The organism is Pseudomonas mendocina, assembly GCF_003008615.1.
Lineage (GTDB): Bacteria > Pseudomonadota > Gammaproteobacteria > Pseudomonadales > Pseudomonadaceae > Aquipseudomonas > Aquipseudomonas mendocina_C.
The window spans coordinates 3,606,336-3,621,901 of sequence record NZ_CP027657.1 but is presented as its reverse complement, the minus strand read 5'-3'; the positions used below and the strand labels follow the sequence as shown (position 1 = coordinate 3,621,901).

Annotated in this window: 20 protein-coding genes and 2 pseudogenes; 19 read left to right on the top strand and 3 right to left on the bottom strand. The window is 52.4% G+C overall.

Translation table 11 applies throughout. The annotated features are described in order from the left end of the window. Positions 1–203 precede the first annotated feature (203 nt). Positions 204–1,946 (bottom strand): ATP-dependent nuclease, encoded by a 1,743-nt coding sequence (locus C7A17_RS16950; RefSeq protein WP_106739115.1) that lies wholly within the window; start codon positions 1,944–1,946, stop codon positions 204–206. A 12-nt stretch (positions 1,947–1,958) separates the two neighbouring features. Then, positions 1,959–2,963: a DNA cytosine methyltransferase gene (locus tag C7A17_RS16945; protein WP_106739114.1), complete on the bottom strand. Its 1,005-nt coding sequence runs from the start codon at positions 2,961–2,963 to the stop codon at positions 1,959–1,961. Positions 2,964–3,751: 788 nt separating this feature from the next. Here C7A17_RS16945 and C7A17_RS16930 point away from each other — a divergent pair. From C7A17_RS16930 to C7A17_RS16890, 8 genes and pseudogenes are all read left to right on the top strand, one after another. Beyond that, a complete protein-coding gene (locus C7A17_RS16930; RefSeq protein WP_106739112.1) occupies positions 3,752–4,252 on the top strand; it encodes a BRO-N domain-containing protein in 501 nt (166 codons plus the stop codon). Further along, positions 4,252–4,524 carry a FitA-like ribbon-helix-helix domain-containing protein gene (locus C7A17_RS27120; RefSeq protein WP_234035809.1) on the top strand — a complete coding sequence of 91 codons (273 nt, stop codon included), beginning with the start codon at positions 4,252–4,254 and terminating at the stop codon, positions 4,522–4,524. Before C7A17_RS16930 ends, C7A17_RS27120 begins: the two co-directional genes overlap by 1 nt. A gap of 239 nt (positions 4,525–4,763) precedes the next feature. Beyond that, a pseudogene (locus C7A17_RS16915) lies at positions 4,764–5,041 on the top strand (type II toxin-antitoxin system RelE/ParE family toxin). Further along, the gene (locus C7A17_RS16910) at positions 5,041–5,328 is read left to right on the top strand and encodes a HigA family addiction module antitoxin (RefSeq protein WP_106739111.1); all 288 of its coding nucleotides are present in this window, start codon (positions 5,041–5,043) and stop codon (positions 5,326–5,328) included. The pseudogene C7A17_RS16915 and the gene C7A17_RS16910 overlap by 1 nt, the downstream one beginning before the upstream one ends. Then, on the top strand, positions 5,271–5,537 hold the full coding sequence (locus C7A17_RS27345; RefSeq protein ID WP_394337044.1) for a YhfG family protein: 267 nt from the start codon (positions 5,271–5,273) through the stop codon (positions 5,535–5,537). Before C7A17_RS16910 ends, C7A17_RS27345 begins: the two co-directional genes overlap by 58 nt. 300 nt (positions 5,538–5,837) lie before the next feature. After that, complete coding sequence (locus C7A17_RS16900) at positions 5,838–6,677, top strand: restriction endonuclease (protein WP_106739109.1); 840 nt, start codon at positions 5,838–5,840, stop codon at positions 6,675–6,677. A gap of 15 nt (positions 6,678–6,692) precedes the next feature. After that, positions 6,693–7,790 (top strand): nucleoid-associated protein, encoded by a 1,098-nt coding sequence (locus C7A17_RS16895; RefSeq protein ID WP_106739108.1) that lies wholly within the window; start codon positions 6,693–6,695, stop codon positions 7,788–7,790. Further along, a complete protein-coding gene (locus tag C7A17_RS16890; protein ID WP_106739107.1) occupies positions 7,787–8,767 on the top strand; it encodes a GTP pyrophosphokinase in 981 nt (326 codons plus the stop codon). Before C7A17_RS16895 ends, C7A17_RS16890 begins: the two co-directional genes overlap by 4 nt. Here the strand turns inward: C7A17_RS16890 and C7A17_RS16885 are convergent. Further along, positions 8,764–9,225, bottom strand: a complete 462-nt coding sequence (locus tag C7A17_RS16885) for a hypothetical protein (protein WP_106739106.1) — start codon at positions 9,223–9,225, stop codon at positions 8,764–8,766. The two genes, C7A17_RS16890 and C7A17_RS16885, sit on opposite strands and share 4 nt — an antisense overlap. Positions 9,226–9,664: 439 nt before the next feature. Between C7A17_RS16885 and C7A17_RS16875 the strand changes: the two genes are divergently transcribed. The 11 genes and pseudogenes from C7A17_RS16875 (at position 9,665) to C7A17_RS16825 (ending at position 15,555) form a co-directional block, all read left to right on the top strand. Further along, positions 9,665–9,937, top strand: coding sequence for a MerR family transcriptional regulator (locus tag C7A17_RS16875; protein ID WP_080558732.1), 273 nt, complete (start codon positions 9,665–9,667; stop codon positions 9,935–9,937). Next, positions 9,930–10,052, top strand: a pseudogene (locus C7A17_RS27205) (Arc family DNA-binding protein); the annotation flags it as partial. The gene C7A17_RS16875 and the pseudogene C7A17_RS27205, both read left to right, overlap by 8 nt. A 34-nt stretch (positions 10,053–10,086) precedes the next feature. After that, positions 10,087–10,461, top strand: a complete 375-nt coding sequence (gene pflM / locus C7A17_RS16870) for a lysogeny maintenance protein PflM (protein WP_234035808.1) — start codon at positions 10,087–10,089, stop codon at positions 10,459–10,461. Between the two features lie 4 nt (positions 10,462–10,465). Further along, complete coding sequence (locus tag C7A17_RS16865) at positions 10,466–10,783, top strand: hypothetical protein (RefSeq protein ID WP_106739104.1); 318 nt, start codon at positions 10,466–10,468, stop codon at positions 10,781–10,783. Positions 10,784–11,036: 253 nt separating this feature from the next. After that, on the top strand, positions 11,037–11,417 hold the full coding sequence (locus C7A17_RS16860; protein ID WP_106739103.1) for a hypothetical protein: 381 nt from the start codon (positions 11,037–11,039) through the stop codon (positions 11,415–11,417). A 15-nt stretch (positions 11,418–11,432) separates the two neighbouring features. Continuing rightward, entirely contained in the window at positions 11,433–11,612 is a 180-nt protein-coding gene (locus C7A17_RS16855; RefSeq protein WP_106739102.1) for a hypothetical protein, read from the top strand. Positions 11,613–11,623: 11 nt separating this feature from the next. Continuing rightward, on the top strand, positions 11,624–11,872 hold the full coding sequence (locus tag C7A17_RS16850) for a hypothetical protein (protein ID WP_106739101.1): 249 nt from the start codon (positions 11,624–11,626) through the stop codon (positions 11,870–11,872). Positions 11,873–11,877: 5 nt separating this feature from the next. Then, positions 11,878–12,138, top strand: coding sequence for a major capsid protein (locus C7A17_RS16845; protein ID WP_106739100.1), 261 nt, complete (start codon positions 11,878–11,880; stop codon positions 12,136–12,138). A 176-nt stretch (positions 12,139–12,314) separates the two neighbouring features. Further along, positions 12,315–13,886, top strand: coding sequence for a hypothetical protein (locus C7A17_RS26800; protein ID WP_158704673.1), 1,572 nt, complete (start codon positions 12,315–12,317; stop codon positions 13,884–13,886). 5 nt (positions 13,887–13,891) lie between these two features. Continuing rightward, on the top strand, positions 13,892–14,251 hold the full coding sequence (locus C7A17_RS16830; protein WP_106739097.1) for a DUF2523 family protein: 360 nt from the start codon (positions 13,892–13,894) through the stop codon (positions 14,249–14,251). Positions 14,252–14,253: 2 nt separating this feature from the next. Beyond that, positions 14,254–15,555: a zonular occludens toxin domain-containing protein gene (locus C7A17_RS16825; RefSeq protein WP_106739096.1), complete on the top strand. Its 1,302-nt coding sequence runs from the start codon at positions 14,254–14,256 to the stop codon at positions 15,553–15,555. Positions 15,556–15,566 lie beyond the last annotated feature (11 nt).

Sequence of the window (15,566 nt, the reverse complement as noted above, 5' to 3'; positions counted from 1 at the left end):
TATAAACAGAACCCCGCGAAAGCGGGGTTCTGTTGTTTTTGGGGTTTGGAATTATTGGGTTGGGGATTATGAATCCGCTACGAACCGCCCACTAAGCCAGGAAGCTTCCATAAACAGCGGCTCTCAACCGGCTCTCATGTTTACTATCTCATAACACAACAGAGTTTTTGATTGATGTAGTCACCAACGCAATCCAGAGCCCACTATGTCAGTTTGACTGAAAGGAATTTCTTTAGCGCTTTGCGCAGCTCCACAACCGAACTATTATTATCCTTCTGAGGCGTGATTCTAAATTGCATTAACGAACGCAAGCCACTTGCGTCATGTTTGAAATGCATTTTTATAACCTCTTCCTTTAACCGATCCTTGGCTTGCTGATTGGTTTTTGCTTTCTTATTAGCCTGCTCAGCACCCAAAATATCCCTGAGAAGGACGAGTTCTGGGCAAATTGTGTCCAAGCAAACGACTCGATCTCTCAACCAAATAAGGTAAGCTCTTTGCGCCTTAAAGTCCTCAGCGCTTATATAGCTAGGCTCACACTCAAGAGCTTTAATTACTATCTTATAAAGTTTATTTAGATGCTTATCACCCAAGTCTTCAACCTCTTCAAGGTCTTCTTGGATCTCCTGATCCCCATCAACTATGAAGAATATGTTTCTTTTTTCATGAATGCTACTTGGGATAAGGTTTTTAAAAATATCGGAGGCCCCAGCCGGGGGAATGTATAGCTTTATCGCCTCTCTTTCCCCAGGATCTAAATCTATCGCAGCTATTTCCACTAAACTTGATAGCAAGTCATCTTCAACCACGACTGTTATCTTATTTTCATCCATATGCCCAAGCCGATTAAATGCCACTTGTGGATGAGTAACATCTACCGCTTTCATTCGACCTGTCGGAGACTCTTCCATCGCCTTAATTGACTTTGCCGGCATTCCTTCAATAATTGTAGGCGAGTGAGTTGAAGCGACCACCTGCAACTTCTTCTTTATTATCTGATCCAGCAAGAATTTTATTAGTCGTTTCTGAGCCCCTGGATGAAGAGATGTTTCCGGTTCGTCTAGCAAAATAAGCGTATTATTTTCACACTTAAGAATCTCTATCACAGCCCTAACTACTGCAAGCTCCCCGCTCCCAGCAAAAGCTTCTGAATAAACCAAATCTTTCCGTTTAAATATTACGCTTGGAGCCTCCATATTACCGTAGAGCCTATGAAGTACATATCTAGCCTCAATGTATTCACGTCCAAGAATAAAGCTTACCCATTTGAGCTCTACATCCGTTAACTCTCTATTCTCAAATATTGCCTCCTTCCCACCCGGCTTATAGGATTGCCTCCCAGTTGCAATAACTTTCTGTAATTTCTTAGCCGACTTCTTTATCGAATCCTGTCTTTCCTCGTTGGAAAGCTCAGTTGAAAAATAGAAGAACTTATCAAACGCACTGAACTCACACTTGAAATTTAAGTAGATAACCGGTCGCTTCACCGGATTCCACCTATCTTTAGAACGAAATGGCGCATTTTTGTCACTGAACGGTGGAAGCTCGTCCATCCCATCGCTTTTTAGTGCTCTGGCTGGCTCCCAGTAGTCACTTCTTCGCCTCCCTCTAACCTTTTTAGTTTGTAGATAGGCTTTTAACTCTCTGCACCAGTGTGTATACCAGTATCTGTTGATACCATAATCTCCCCCTTCTTCAATGGGGTCTATCGCCGTCGAGAACCAAAATCTACTTGTACTAGACCTAAAAGGCATTCCCCAAAGAGCATGAAGCAGGGAACTCTTTCCTGATCCATTCCCGCCAACCACAAAGGTAATCGGAAAATCGAACGCTATCTTCGTATAAGGAACAATATTTTTAAAATTCGGAAAAGTAGCGTCTTTTATAAAAGTATCAAAATGATTTTCGATACTCATACCTTCCAACTTTTTAATTAAGTCTTCCATGGCCACCCCAAATTAAAACGTTTCAGCAATAGCAAGAGCCTGATGCTTAATGAAAGGCGGAGGCAGCGCATTACCAATCATAAGCGCAATAGACTCCTTCCCATGACTAACAATAAACTTGTAGTCCACTGGAAATCCCTGAAGCATTGAAGCCTCTCGCAAAGTTATAGTTCTATTCTCTTCCGGATGTAAAAATCTGCCTTTTGAGGGATTATGGCAACCACTTGTTATCGTTGGCGCAAGCTCATCCCATGACATACGCCCATACACATCATAGAAGCCCTTTGTTTGCTTATGGCACTCCAGCACAAGATGCTCGGGCAAATCTGATCGGCTCCCCCCATCTAGCGGGATATTTTTAATAATCTCTTTAACCTTCTCAGATCTATTCTCAGGAATATCGTGTAGATCATCGCCCGAACTACCAGGCTTGGGCATATTCTCGATCACCGACCTAACAGTAATTTTACTGCACACCGGAGCGGCAATGAATGGCTCAGAATCTATAGATGCAGACAATATCAACCGCTTCCTGCGTTGAGCAACACCATATTTTGACACATCCAAAATCTCGTACTTAAATCGGTACCCGAGTGCTCTTAAATTTGACAAGAAATTCTGAAATCTATAGTGCGTCGCAAGGCCGGGTACGTTTTCGAGCATTATCCGCTTAGGCATTAGCTCTGTAACGAATCTAGAGAACTCGTTAATTAGTGAGTTTCTTTCGTCCAATGCCGGACGCGGTTTATTTAGTTTTCTTATCCTGCTAAAGCCTTGACATGGAGGGCAGCCCGCAAGCAAATCCAACTCTCCCGGTTTCAAACCCAGAACAGCGGTATCAACCTTCCGAATATCCATATTTATTAGATTGACATCAGGGTGATTAGCCCTGAACGTGCTAGAAGCCTTGTCGTCAATTTCTACTGCGTGCAGAACTTTAAACCCTGCAGATTTGAGCCCTTCTGTTAGCCCTCCGCAACCGCAGAATAAATCGATGGCTGTAAATTTAGATTGCATTCCGTTTAACCTACCATCTCACGTATTAATTACGTGTCATTCTGTATAGAAACTTTCCAGTAAAATTTATGTAGAACAGCAGCAAATTTTCGAAAAGCCTTATATTTTGCGGGCGTACTAGCGCCTAGCTACCACTTGCTGAACGATCGCTATCCCGCGTTTGGATTGGCTTCGTCGTAATCAGGACTTACGTGGCCGTTCTCGGGCTCGATCCGGCCGGATATCAGCCATAACGCGTATTCAGGGTACGCGTCTGCAAGCACGCCCACCTCTACAGTGCTGATTCGGATAGCTCCCCGACTGATGTTCTTCCATCTGTCGTGATTCTTGCCGCCCAGCTCGCTCAGCTGCTTCGGGCCTATCCGCTTGATCAATTGAAGCGCTCTATCTCTAACCGCGTCCATTTATAAAAAATCAATAGGAGTGAATTTTACTCCAAAAGAATCTTGGCGTAATATTCACTCCAAGAGTAAAAATTACGCTTTAGGAGCACCGCATTAGGTTCCTAAAAGTGGAACTTTAGGTCGGATTATAGGGGTAATTACATGGAACAGTCTGGTGTAGTGGGGTTTTAGATTTCGGGAGACGGCCAAGGCGTAACGGATTTCCACGACGCACCGTTCTGCACGAAATACGTGCTGGCTCAGCTCCTAGGCATGAAGCAAATCATCGGAGACGTGGAACGCAGCTGGATCGAAAGCCACGCCCTGCCGACTCACGGTGCCGCGTCATCAACATGAACAACGTCCAAGGCATCAGCTTGCTTACCTGAATCCACGGAGGCCTTTATGGAAGAAAGCTATATCCCATTGCTGCTGATGCGCCACAACCGCCCGCTGCGCGGCGTGATGATCGACCGCCAGCCCTGGGTCTGTGCCAAGGAGTTTGGCCTGTTGATGGGGCACCGTCACCCGGAGCGGATCTGCCGACTGATGGATGACGACCAGGTGCGTACGGTGATCTTCCGCACCCACCAGGGCGATGCGGAGCCTGTGCAGATGCTCAGCGAATCCGCGCTTTATCGCGCCCTGTGCCGTTTCAGCCATCCCGAGAATCGCCACCTGCGCCGCTGGCTCACTCACGAAGCCCTGCCCGCCTTGCGCGACGCCTGGGAGCATCGCACACAGGAACCAAAACGCACGCTGATGGCCTGGGATCGCCAACGCATCAGCCTGCTGGAATGGCAAGGTGACCTGTGGATCGCTCTACGCGATATGCCGCGCTTCGCCCCACCGCCAGCACCCGGTGAGCGTTCGTTGCGAGCCTTGCTTAATCGCTGGTGGCGCTGATGGCCAGCCTGACCATTCGCAACCTGGATGCCGACCTCAAGGAACATTTACGCGCCCAGGCAACTCGTAATGGGCGCTCGATGGCAGAGGAAGTGCGGCAGATGCTGCGTGAGGCGCTGTTTATCGAACAGCCCAAGGCCAAGACCTGCCGAATACTGGCCGATACCGCCGTATCGCTGGCTGACTTCAGGAAAGCCCCAATAGGCATCCTTCACGAATGCGGCGGCGAGACACGATCACAACGCACCTGTCTTCTATGCCGTTCCCACTGAGCAGTACGAGGCCATGCTGGAAATGATCGAAGATACTCGTCTGGCCGAAACCGTACGTACGCGGAAAGGCAGCCCCGTAGTTAGTGCACGATATCGATGTGCTCATCGCACAGGCCGGCGGAGCCGACTAGATTGGCGCAGCAGCCCGAGACTCCAGCACCCGGATCGAGGTGCAGTCCACACAAGACTCTGAGCATTTACGCATTATTGCGCGTTGCGCAACACGCTAGACTCCCGTAATGATCAAATCTTTCCAGCACAAAGGGCTGCGCAAGCTGTTCGGAACGGGCAGCACGGCTGGCGTACAAGCAGCCACGCCAAGCGATTAAGAATGCAACTGGCAGCGCTGGATACCGCTATGACGATAGATGATATGGATATCCCTGGCTTTCGCTTGCACCCACTCAAGGGAGAAATGCGTGGGCGCTGGTCGATCATGGTAAACGGTAACTGGCGGCTGACGTTCGAGTTTCGCGACGGAAACGCTTATGTCCTGGACTATGAGGATTACCACTGATGAACATGCACAACCCACCCCATCCCGGTGAGTTCATCACCGATATCTACCTGGAGCCCAACGGCATTAGCGGCCGCGAGTTGGCCGAGAAGCTAGGCGTAGCACCCTCGACACTGAGTCGTGTACTCAAAGGCAGTAGCCGTGTAACGCCGGAAATGGCCCTGCGCCTGTCAGTAGCACTGGGGCGCTCGCCGGAAAGCTGGCTGGCCATGCAGGACGCTTATGATCTATGGATCGCCCGTCAGCACGTAGACCTCAAACAGGTGGGCAAACTGGCGTTCGCCTGATCGCTGAAACGATTGTCACAGTCGATAGAGTTAGCGTCATGTCGCCCCCATCTTTGCAGATCAAAAAGACCTACTTCGCCAGGGGGCGTCGTTCCAACTACTTTGCCAGCCTGCGCTTGGCGGGTTTTCAGGTCACGCCTACCGATGCGGAGCGCCCATTACCTTCACGCGAAACGGTATTGAGCCAGCTTCGCTCTAACGGCGACTGAAAGGGACAAAATTCGGCCCAAATAAAAAGGGGCTAGCTTGCGCTAACCCCTTGAAATTTATGGTGGCTACACCGGGACTTGAACCTGGGACATCAGCATTATGAATCCGCTACAAACCGCCCGACTGAGCCAGAAAGCCCCATAAATCTGGGTTTCCAGCCCTCCCCTACGCTGGCTAGACCAGTCCTTTCCAGAAAATTCGACCAATGTAGTCACCCCTCCCTCTTTACGGCCCACCTCTCACAAGATAGCTTTCCCCTACTGGCAATGTGCCAATTCAAGGACTGCTCAGAGGTAAGGATGGCCCGTCGTAGTAAAACCTCGCCTTTCGAAGATCTCATCTTTATCGCTAGCCGCCTTCCATGGTGGGTTAGCCTGCTGATCGCTTTTGCGGCTTGGCTTTTCTTTCACTCTGTCGCTACTAGCCCGGCACCCACCGTCGCCAGTACCAAGCAACTAGGTGAAATGATGGTCGGGCAGATGTTCCGCACTTTCTCGATGTTCCTCCAGTACATCGTGCCTGCTGCCTTTGTGTTCGGTTCCATAGCATCTGTCATTGGTCGATCTAAGCGCCGTAAGCTGCTTAACGATGCGGCCTCTGCTGCTCAGTCGGCACAGGTTATTGATGGCATGAGCTGGCGTGAGTTTGAACAACTAGTTGGCGAAGCCTTTCGTCGTAAGGGCTTCACTGTCACTGAGACAGGCGGCAACGGCCCTGACGGCGGTATCGACTTAGTTCTTCGCATGGGCTCTGACAAATATCTAGTCCAATGCAAACAATGGAAATCAGTAAAAGTCGGCGTTACCGTTATACGTGAATTCTTCGGAGTCATGACTGCATCAGGCGCAGCTGGTGGATTCATCGTTACTTCAGGCTCATATACTCAAGATGCTATATCTTTCGCTGAAGGCCGAAATATACAGCTAATATCTGGCGAGCACTTGGGCAAATGGATTAAAGAAAACAGATCAAGCCAAATATCCTATACCCCAAGCGCTCAGAAGGTAAATGAACAGCCCGCTTGCCCTATCTGTGGCAACGAAATGACACTACGAGTAGCCAAACGCGGCCCTAACTTCGGCGGCAAGTTTTGGGGATGCAAATCCTTCCCAAAATGCAAAGGTCTAATTAACATTTAATTTCGAGAGCACCTAATGGATCTTATAAACTTAGAAATAGACAGAATTATTATCCACCAAGTTTATCAACGCGACCCAGAAGGGAAAGTAGTTCCCCCACTACAAAGTCACGAATATACAAGATTTGACAAAACCGCTATGACTACCTTCAAGACTAGAGTTAGAGAAGCTCTCGGTCGCGATTCTAAGGCGGTGAAGATGGATATTATTAACCAAGCCAATAATGACATGGCATCCATTGTAAACAAAATGATAGATCAAGACGATGCAACCTTTGCAGCATCCTCTTACGATATGGCGTTGAAGCTTACCGAAGCACAGAAAGCTCGTTCCATCCCTGGTGGAATCGTCGTTATATTTACAGGCAGGCAAGGACACCCCCACAGAAAGTTCCTTGGAATAATAAAGGCTGAGATTCACAGTGCATACGAAAAAGAAGTAAACGACATAACCAAAGAAATATCTCTAAAGTTTGTCGAGGAGGTTTTATTAACCCCCGCCACCAAGCTCTATAAAACCGCTGGTTTTTTTGAGAAACCTGAACATAACGACCAATGTGAAGACCTTAATGAAAAATGGTCTGTCTTGGTCTCAGACTCACAAATAAACCAAACTGACGGCAAGGCTGCTGCACAGTACTTTTACTCTCGTTTTTTAGGGTGCGGCTACCCCAAAACCAGCGCTAGAGATACTAAGAGCTTTTATGATGCAACTTGCTCATTCATCAAAAAGCTTAACATCGACCCTATTCAACGCAATGACCTTTTAAATGCTCTTATCACTTATCTCAAGGTAGAAAAATCCTCTACTATCAGCACCTCAGAATTTTCATCCAGATTCTTTTCTGATGTAGACACTCAGGACGAATTCTCTAGCCACATGGATAAACACGGCGTACCAAGCACAGACATAACCAAGGATATAACTCACATCGAAAGCAATTTAAGATTTCGCAAAATCAGCTTCGGTGGAAACGTTAAGATCCTTGCCCCCTCTGAGGCTTTCAAAGCACTAGTAAGCATTGAACCTATTGAAGGAGATATTGACGAATATGGTATGCACGCAGAATGGACTAAAGTCATCATCAAAGACAAAGTGATTCAACAAGAATGAACGAACAAGAGTTCATATCTCTTTGGCAGAAAGAGAAGCCAATTTACTCGGCCTGGGGCTTATTCATTATTGAGCAAATTAAAGCCTCACTCGAGGAGCAGGGCAAAGACCTCAAAACATTTCTAAAAATTGATATCCAAGAGCCCAGACTAAAGTCTGACGAATCAATTTTAGACAAGGCATTCCATCGCCCTGAAAAAAGCTATCAAGATCCATATCATCAGATTGAAGACAAAGTAGGCATCAGGTTTGTTGTGTTGCTAACCGAAGACATTGACTTCATATGCGAAACAATCCAGCGTAACTCATTATGGAAATTTGATAACTGCAAGCACTTTGCCCAAGAAAAGATTTCCGAACCTCTGCTTTTTTCGTACCAATCAGTTCATTATGTATTACGACCGACAGAAGACTTTATTTACAACGATATAGAAATACCTTCCAATACACCCTGCGAAGTACAGATAAGAACTCTACTTCAACATGCCCATGCCGAACTGACCCACGATTCAATATACAAAGCTCAGAAGAAAGTGCATCCTGAGGTTCATAGGACAGTTGCCAAGAGCATGGCGCTGATTGAAACAACTGATGAATTTTTCTCTCAGGCGACAAAAAAACTTAATTACGGGCCACTTCAAGAGCACGGAATAGCTGAAGGGCTAGACTCACTATTCTTAAAAAACACAGAATTAAAACCAATATCTCAGCGCTCATCGCTTGTAGTCTATGACGCTTTCGAACAGTTCCTTGATGACTCCACGCTAGAATCGATTAGCGATTTCTTAGAAAGAAACTCATTTATTTTTGAGAAAATCAAAGATAGATATTTCTCAGAAGTTTTTTTCAAACAGAGCGTTGTGCTGTTTGTTTACTGGATGATGCGGAACAAAAAGCGACGCCTAAATCAGGATTGGCCTTTATCTCGCTCGCTGCTTGAAAACATAGCCAATGACCTAGGCATTAGCATTGATTAGATCTCTACGCCATGCCTTAACGTGAGAGTTGAAAAATCCAGATAAGGTTTACCACCATAGAGAAAGCTCACCCAGTCGCCCGGCATCAAAGCAGGTGCGAGCATTATAACAACCAAGGTCACATAACCTATAACAAACGGTATAGATCGCTTTACACTTATAGTTCTTCTAGCTTCCTTTTCAACAAACGCGTAGTACTCACTATCCGATTTCTTCCTCAATGCAACAACTCTCTCTAGAGTTGCCATCTTCCCTTTTTTATTTACAACATGCCCCGCCACAATAAACACAAGACTAATCATCGCCCAAAGTTGAGGCATGCTAGTTCCTAATGAAGCAACGGCAAATGTGAATGCGAAATACCCAACATTATCGTTTAGGTATTTTTCCCACTCCTTAACTTCACGCTGAATATTTCGGTAATCTTCAACCGGATCAGGCTTGCTCTCATGAGCCATGTCACTACTCCCTGTGTCATTCCTTTCGGGCGTACCAGCGCCTAGCTACTTCCTGTGTGATCGCTATCCCGCGTTTGGATTGGCCAAGTTTCGGTTGGCTTCGTCGAATTCGGGGCTGGTCTGGCCTATCTCCGGCGCGATCTCGCCGCTGACCAGCCATAGCGAATACTGAGGAAACACCTTCACGACGGCATCTATCTCTGCGTCAGACAGGCGGGCCTTCCCGCTGCGGATGTTGCCCCATCGGTATCGGTCGATACCGGTTTCCTTCTCAAACCAGACGCTCGTCCGCTTACTGTCGAAAAGGCTTATAAGCCGATCTCTTATCATTCCTAAAAATTCTACTTAGTAGCTTGTACTTAGTAGGAAAGCGCCCGACAATGGGGCTACCTAGTAAATATTACTTAGTTGGTCTGTCAGGCAATTATAGGACATTCGCATGGAACAGTCTGGTGTAGTGGGGCTTTCGATTTCGGGAGACGCCCAACGCGTAACGGATTTCCGCGACGCACCGTTCTGCACGAAATACGTGCTGGCTCAGCTCCTGGGCATGGAGCAAATCACCGAAGACGTGGTGCGCGGCTGGATCGAAAGCCACACCGTCCCGACCGTGAAAATCGGCCGTCACCGCGTCATCAACCTGCACCGCATCCGCCGCGACCTCGACCGAGGCAAAACCATCTTCTGCGCGGGGGATTACAGCGATGACTAGGGAGCACCCGCAATTCAAGTTGCGCATGCCGCCAGCCCTGCGCGCCCAGGTAAAGCAAGCCGCCGAACAGGCCAACCGCTCCCTGAACGCCGAAATCGTCACCCGCCTTCAAGCCAGCTTCACCCAGGCAAAGCCAGAGGTGTCGGCCAATGACCAACACGAGCCAGTACCTGCTATCGCACCACAAGGATTGCGGCTGCCAGAGCTGCTTTGCGCGCAATCCACGGGGCAAGACGTTCGCCTTTCACCGGCACCCGCACGCCGACAACTGCGACTGCTCTGTGTGCTGGTTGAACCGCAACTGGGTGCCGGTACGCCGCGTTACCTCCCCTTCCACACCATGCACCGAGTGCCGCCCCGCGCAATGGTCAAAGGTAAATGGTCGCAACCACGTTACGCCGGCCTTTACCTGCGAGAAACACACGCCACCGTCCCGACCGGAGAAGTATTGGAGCGTTGTGAGCGACACCGGCAAACCCACGCCTTTCGTGCCCCTGCGCGAACCGTTCGAACTGGTGGGGTGATCGCATGACCGTCTCTTTCCGCGTCGGCCGCTATCTGGTCGCCCTGCTCTGGTCATGGTCGCTGCCCTTTCTGATCGGCGCATCACTTGGCGGCCTCTATATCAGTCACGCTCACATAGAGATTCTGGAAGCGAACGACGATCTGTTTCTTCGTTCATTCGAGGCCGTCATCGACCAATGCAAAGCAGCCCCCAGCGATCCGGCCAACGCCACCGATGCTGAACAGATCAAGGGCCGCGCCCCCGGCTTGTCCGAACACGCTCCACCGTTCGGTCAAACGGAGGCACGGGCGGAGCGCACCCTTGAACACCCACCACCTTAAATAGCCTCCGCTCGTGAGTGTGGGGCAGCTCCACCGCCCCGCGCTCCCGAGCCCTCGGCGGCAAGAGTGGGATGACAAGGGCAAAGCCCTTGGTGTTGAACAACTAACCCGCTGCACCAGCGGCGCTAACTGAAAACCTCGGCAAGTCGAGAAAACCACCTGGGCAAAAACGCGAAGTTTGCCCGTGTGGACTCGCTCGGCCTGCTGAAAGGCAAACCCGCGCACTAACGCGCAATTAAGCGAGGAAACACACATGGCACGCACCACTATGGAACTGGCATTCATCAGCGCTGAGCGCGTGAAGTTCGACAACGTGGATCTGGTGAAGCTGTACCTGGGCGACGAACCGGACGGCGAGAAAGACCTCGGCGTCTCCCTGCTTTCCATGCAGGTAGCAGAAGGCTCCCTGGACGAGGTCTGGGCGTCCTGCAAAGGCCTCGATGTACTGGAGACCGTCCGCGTCACCGTAGAGATTGATCGCGGCTCCAAGAACGCGGGCAAGTTCATCGTCCTGCACGTCGAGTCGGCCAAGCCTGCTCGCGGTGCTGCTGACCCAACCAGCGAGGCCCGCAAGCTCGCCGCCCAGCAACAAGCCAAACCGACCGGCACTCAGCCGGACGCGGCCAAGGCCTAACGGGAGGGCGCCGCCGTGCTGATCGTTGATCGCGTGCTGTGCGACTGCTGCGGGCAGCCCATGGGCCAGCTCTACAGCCAGCCTGCCCCACAGCCCGACCTGCTGCCCGATCTGAACCAGGCGCCCCACCAAACCCTGTGCCCCGACTGCCTGGACATGGCTGAGGTCATCCGCGACCCCAGCCTGGCTGAGTAACAGGGGCCTGTATGTCGGTCGTTGCCGTTCACGTGTGCATGGAGTGGGTCACCAACGCGGATGCGTCGGTGTCCTGCTCGCAATACGGATGGCAACAGGCCTACCTGATCCCGCCCGAGGCCGCTGGCTATGTGGACATTCTGGTCTCCGGGGGATTCTCGCCTGAAGCCTTCGCCATTGGTTTTGGCGGAACGCTGATGGCATTCGCAATCGGCCTTTCCGGTGGATTGGTCGCATCTGTTCTACGACGCATGAGGTAACAACCATGAAACAACTGAAAACCCAGCTGCAAAACGGCGCTACCGCCTTCGGTCGTGCTCGTCGCTTCGCTCGCAACGCCTGCATCGGCGCTGCCGTCTCCGTCGCCACCGTCCCGGCCTTCGCTGCCGTGGTCGACACCGCCGCTATTCAGGCGCAGATCCAGGAAGGCCAAGGCGACGCCAGCACCATCGCCGGTTACATCGCTCTGGCACTGGCCGTCCTGGCCTGCGTCGGCGTGGTGTTCTCCATGCTGCGCAAAGCCTAACGGCCCGCGCCAATGCTCTGGTCAGTAATGCTCGGCGCGTTCATTGCCGGTGCCTTCATCACCGGCTTTCGAATCGGCGAGTTCTTCTGACCAGTAGAGCCGTTGCAACAAACCCCGCTTCGGCGGGGTTTTCTTCGAATGGGTTGGATATGTGTGAGCGCGAACGCAATAGCTTGATGGTTGCCCTGCTGGTGTTTTGGGTGGGGGCTCTTTTCCTATCGCCTCGTGCCCAAGCCCAGGACTATCAATGGGAGCTTCTCAGTAACCCAGGCTTCGGTAAGTTCTCGACCAGCCTTGAGGTTCGCGATGCTCGACTCGCGTACTTTGTATCTCAGGGCTCCTACCCTAGTGGCCTAACGTTCGAAACGGTCACGTCTACATCACCCGACCAAATTTCTTATCGCTACAGAATCAACGGCTGCACTGCCGGCTCATGCCGCATCACCATCGCTACGGTACGACTGGGTACCGCCTGTCCTCCTGGTACTACCTACGATCCCACCATCACCGACGGGTCTAACCAATGCCTGGCGCCGCTTGAGCCTGGTGGCGAAAAGTGCGGTGAAGAAATCATCGGCGGCGCGACCATCCCCAAGATAACCAACGCCCAGGGCGAGTGCGTAGCGTTCTACGATGCGGACAAACCATCGCAGTGCTCTCACTTCGCTGAGTCCACCCGCTTCACCACCATCTATGTTTCCGTCGATAGCCAAGGCAATCCGATCCAGCCCCCAACCGTCACCGAGCAAGGCTGCGTCGCCAATGTCATCGACTTCAGCCATTGCAAAGCCCCTGCGCCCAAAAGCATCGGCGGCATTAGCCTTGGGCCTGCTCCGGTCAAATGCCGCGTTGCGCTCGACTTCACTGGCGCCGTTGCAGATGGTGATGCTCCCCAGTGGACGGCACCACCCGGCGAACCCGGGGATATCTGTGAACCTGGTGCCGACTGCAAGCCAACCGATGAACCGCTGATCAACGAAAAGGAACCCTGCGTTTATGTCTTCGTGCAGGACAGCCTGGGCGGTCACCTGGCCTGCAAATCCTCCGACTACACCGGCAAGCCGGGTGATTACACCAACTGCGGCAGTTTCAATAACGGCCCGTTCAAGTGCTACGGCAAGAACCCCAGCTCCACCGGCACCATGACCGACACCAAGGTCGAAACCAAGCAGAACGCCGACGGCTCCAGCACGACCACCAAGACCGACACGCAAACCAAAGTGGTCTGCTCCGGGGTGGGTGCCTGCACCACACAAGTCACCACCAACGTCAGCAATACCACCAAGGACTCCAACGGCAACGTCACCTCGGAAAGCTCCAAATGCACCGGCCCGAACTGCAAGGGCACGGGCGGCATCAAGGACGGTGACGGCTCAGGTAATGGCAACGGCGATAGCCAGGGTGAAGAAGAGGAAGAAGAAGGCCCGCCCGGCCCCTCTCGCAACCTCCAGCAAGGTGAGCAGGGCAGCTTCGCCGAAGGCCTCAGTGAATGGGACGAGCGCATAGCCGGTGCCCGCGCCGAGCTTGACCAGAAACTGGCGGAATACGGCGCGCTGTTCAAAGGCGTGTTCGACCTCAACCTCGGTGCCAGTAGCGGCTCGCTCCCCTGCGAAACCTTCTCCATCAGCACGGGTGGCGTCTCCCTGCGCATCTGCCCAGCTGACTACTCCGACCAGCTTTCCTACCTGCGTTACGTCCTGCTCCTAGCGGCTGCCGCACTGGCCGCCATCATCGTCCTTAGAGGGTAACCACCATGCTTGATTGGCTCGCTGGCTTTCTCGACCAGATCCTCGCTTTCTTCCAGTTCGTCTGGGACTTCCTCAGCTCCGGCATCTACGACTTCGTCAAAGACGGCCTCGTCCTGCTCACCAAGGCTGCGATCTATTCCTGGGTACAGATTCAGCTACTCGCCCTGGAGGTCGCCTATGAGGCGGCCCAAGGGGTCATGGACGATATCGGCCTGGCCGAAGCCGTCCGCCAGCGCTGGGGCGCTCTGCCTGCTGAAGTCGTCAACGCGCTCAACTTCTTCGGCATTCCCCAGGCGCTGAACATCATCTTCTCGGCGCTCTCCACCCGCTTCGCGCTCAAGTTCGTGCCGTTCATAGGGCGTTAACCATGTCGATCAAAATCCACCATGGCCCCAACGGCTCCTACAAAACCAGCGGCGCCATTCAAGACGACGCGGTGCCGGCCCTCAAAGAGGGTCGGTTGATCATCACCAACGTTCGCGGCTTCACCCTGGAGCGCGTGCTGCAGGTCATGCCCGATCTGCCGGAAAGCGTCGACATCATCAACCTCGACCTTGAACAGCAAGCCGATATGGAACGCATGCGCACGTGGTTCCAATGGGCACCCCGCGGCGCGTTCATCATCTTCGACGAAACCCAGCTGGTCTTCCCCAAGGCCTGGCGCGAACGCGACCTCGAGCGCTTCGACTTCCCCGGCGGATCCGAAGCCGCCCAAGCCGCTGACCGGCCAATGAACTGGCTCGACGGTTGGACTCGCCACCGCCATTGGAACTGGGACGTGGTGCTGACCACCCCGAACATCAGCTACATCCGTGACGACATCCGCATGACCTGCGAGATGGCCTACAAGCATTCCAACCTCGCCGTCATCGGCATCAAAGGTCGCTACAAGGAGGCCCAGCATGACGCCCAGCTCAACCGGCCACCCGCCGAAGGCACCATCATTGAATACAAGCGAATCAAGCAAGACACCTTCCGGCTCTATCAATCCACCGCCACCGGAAAGACCCAGGACACCAAAGCCGGAAAGAGCCTCCTCAAGTCACCTAAGCTACTTTTTCTACTGGCATTTATTGCCTGTCTGTTTGTCGCTCTACTATCTCTTGGCACACCTAAGTTCGGTGCTCCTAGCAGCGCTCAAGCCCCTGCGAACGCTGCTGCTCCAGCTACTTCACCCGGTGTGGCGAGTCCTGCGCTTCCTGCTGATGCGCGCACTGATCCTGCTGGTGATCTTCTGGTTAACCAGCCGCCTGATGTTCTGGCTGGTGAGCTGAACCACCCGTTCGCCCCACGCACCTTTGCGGTTCGGGCACTGATGACCGCCCAGGCCGAAGGCAAGCCCAAAGAGTTGGGCCTGTTCGACGTGATCGACAGTGACGGCCAGGTGCTCGGCCAATCCCTGGCCGACCTTCGCCAGCTCGGCTACCTCGTCCGCGTTCTTGGCCCCTGCATGGCGCATATCAGCCACCCCATGGGCTACGCCGGCCATGTCATGTGCCGTGGGCGACCACAGCAACGAGACAGCGGCAGTAACCGGTCGGAAGCCAACGGCATATCCGCTGCGTCTTCGATTCGGTCGGATGGCTCCAACCGCTCGCAGTCCACCTATTCCCAGACGCGGCTGACCATCGTGCCGGACAGCGAATACGCCTCAAGGCCGTGGCGGTGAGCGCGCCGCGA

What these genes read in the sequence shown, in the direction of transcription:
- C7A17_RS16830 (WP_106739097.1), top strand. Translation starts at nt 13,892, where the DNA reads ATGCTTGATTGGCTCGCTGGCTTTCTCGACCAGATCCTCGCTTTCTTC.
- C7A17_RS16930 (WP_106739112.1), top strand. Translation starts at nt 3,752, where the DNA reads ATGGAAGAAAGCTATATCCCATTGCTGCTGATGCGCCACAACCGCCCG.
- C7A17_RS16885 (WP_106739106.1), bottom strand. Translation starts at nt 9,225, where the DNA reads ATGGCTCATGAGAGCAAGCCTGATCCGGTTGAAGATTACCGAAATATT.
- C7A17_RS16910 (WP_106739111.1), top strand. Translation starts at nt 5,041, where the DNA reads ATGAACATGCACAACCCACCCCATCCCGGTGAGTTCATCACCGATATC.
- C7A17_RS16945 (WP_106739114.1), bottom strand. Translation starts at nt 2,963, where the DNA reads ATGCAATCTAAATTTACAGCCATCGATTTATTCTGCGGTTGCGGAGGG.
- C7A17_RS27345 (WP_394337044.1), top strand. Translation starts at nt 5,271, where the DNA reads ATGGATCGCCCGTCAGCACGTAGACCTCAAACAGGTGGGCAAACTGGC.
- C7A17_RS27120 (WP_234035809.1), top strand. Translation starts at nt 4,252, where the DNA reads ATGGCCAGCCTGACCATTCGCAACCTGGATGCCGACCTCAAGGAACAT.
- C7A17_RS16895 (WP_106739108.1), top strand. Translation starts at nt 6,693, where the DNA reads ATGGATCTTATAAACTTAGAAATAGACAGAATTATTATCCACCAAGTT.
- C7A17_RS16845 (WP_106739100.1), top strand. Translation starts at nt 11,878, where the DNA reads ATGAAACAACTGAAAACCCAGCTGCAAAACGGCGCTACCGCCTTCGGT.
- pflM (WP_234035808.1), top strand. Translation starts at nt 10,087, where the DNA reads ATGACCAACACGAGCCAGTACCTGCTATCGCACCACAAGGATTGCGGC.
- C7A17_RS16875 (WP_080558732.1), top strand. Translation starts at nt 9,665, where the DNA reads ATGGAACAGTCTGGTGTAGTGGGGCTTTCGATTTCGGGAGACGCCCAA.
- C7A17_RS16850 (WP_106739101.1), top strand. Translation starts at nt 11,624, where the DNA reads ATGTCGGTCGTTGCCGTTCACGTGTGCATGGAGTGGGTCACCAACGCG.
- C7A17_RS16825 (WP_106739096.1), top strand. Translation starts at nt 14,254, where the DNA reads ATGTCGATCAAAATCCACCATGGCCCCAACGGCTCCTACAAAACCAGC.
- C7A17_RS16950 (WP_106739115.1), bottom strand. Translation starts at nt 1,946, where the DNA reads ATGGAAGACTTAATTAAAAAGTTGGAAGGTATGAGTATCGAAAATCAT.
- C7A17_RS16900 (WP_106739109.1), top strand. Translation starts at nt 5,838, where the DNA reads ATGGCCCGTCGTAGTAAAACCTCGCCTTTCGAAGATCTCATCTTTATC.
- C7A17_RS16890 (WP_106739107.1), top strand. Translation starts at nt 7,787, where the DNA reads ATGAACGAACAAGAGTTCATATCTCTTTGGCAGAAAGAGAAGCCAATT.
- C7A17_RS26800 (WP_158704673.1), top strand. Translation starts at nt 12,315, where the DNA reads ATGGTTGCCCTGCTGGTGTTTTGGGTGGGGGCTCTTTTCCTATCGCCT.
- C7A17_RS16865 (WP_106739104.1), top strand. Translation starts at nt 10,466, where the DNA reads ATGACCGTCTCTTTCCGCGTCGGCCGCTATCTGGTCGCCCTGCTCTGG.
- C7A17_RS16860 (WP_106739103.1), top strand. Translation starts at nt 11,037, where the DNA reads ATGGCACGCACCACTATGGAACTGGCATTCATCAGCGCTGAGCGCGTG.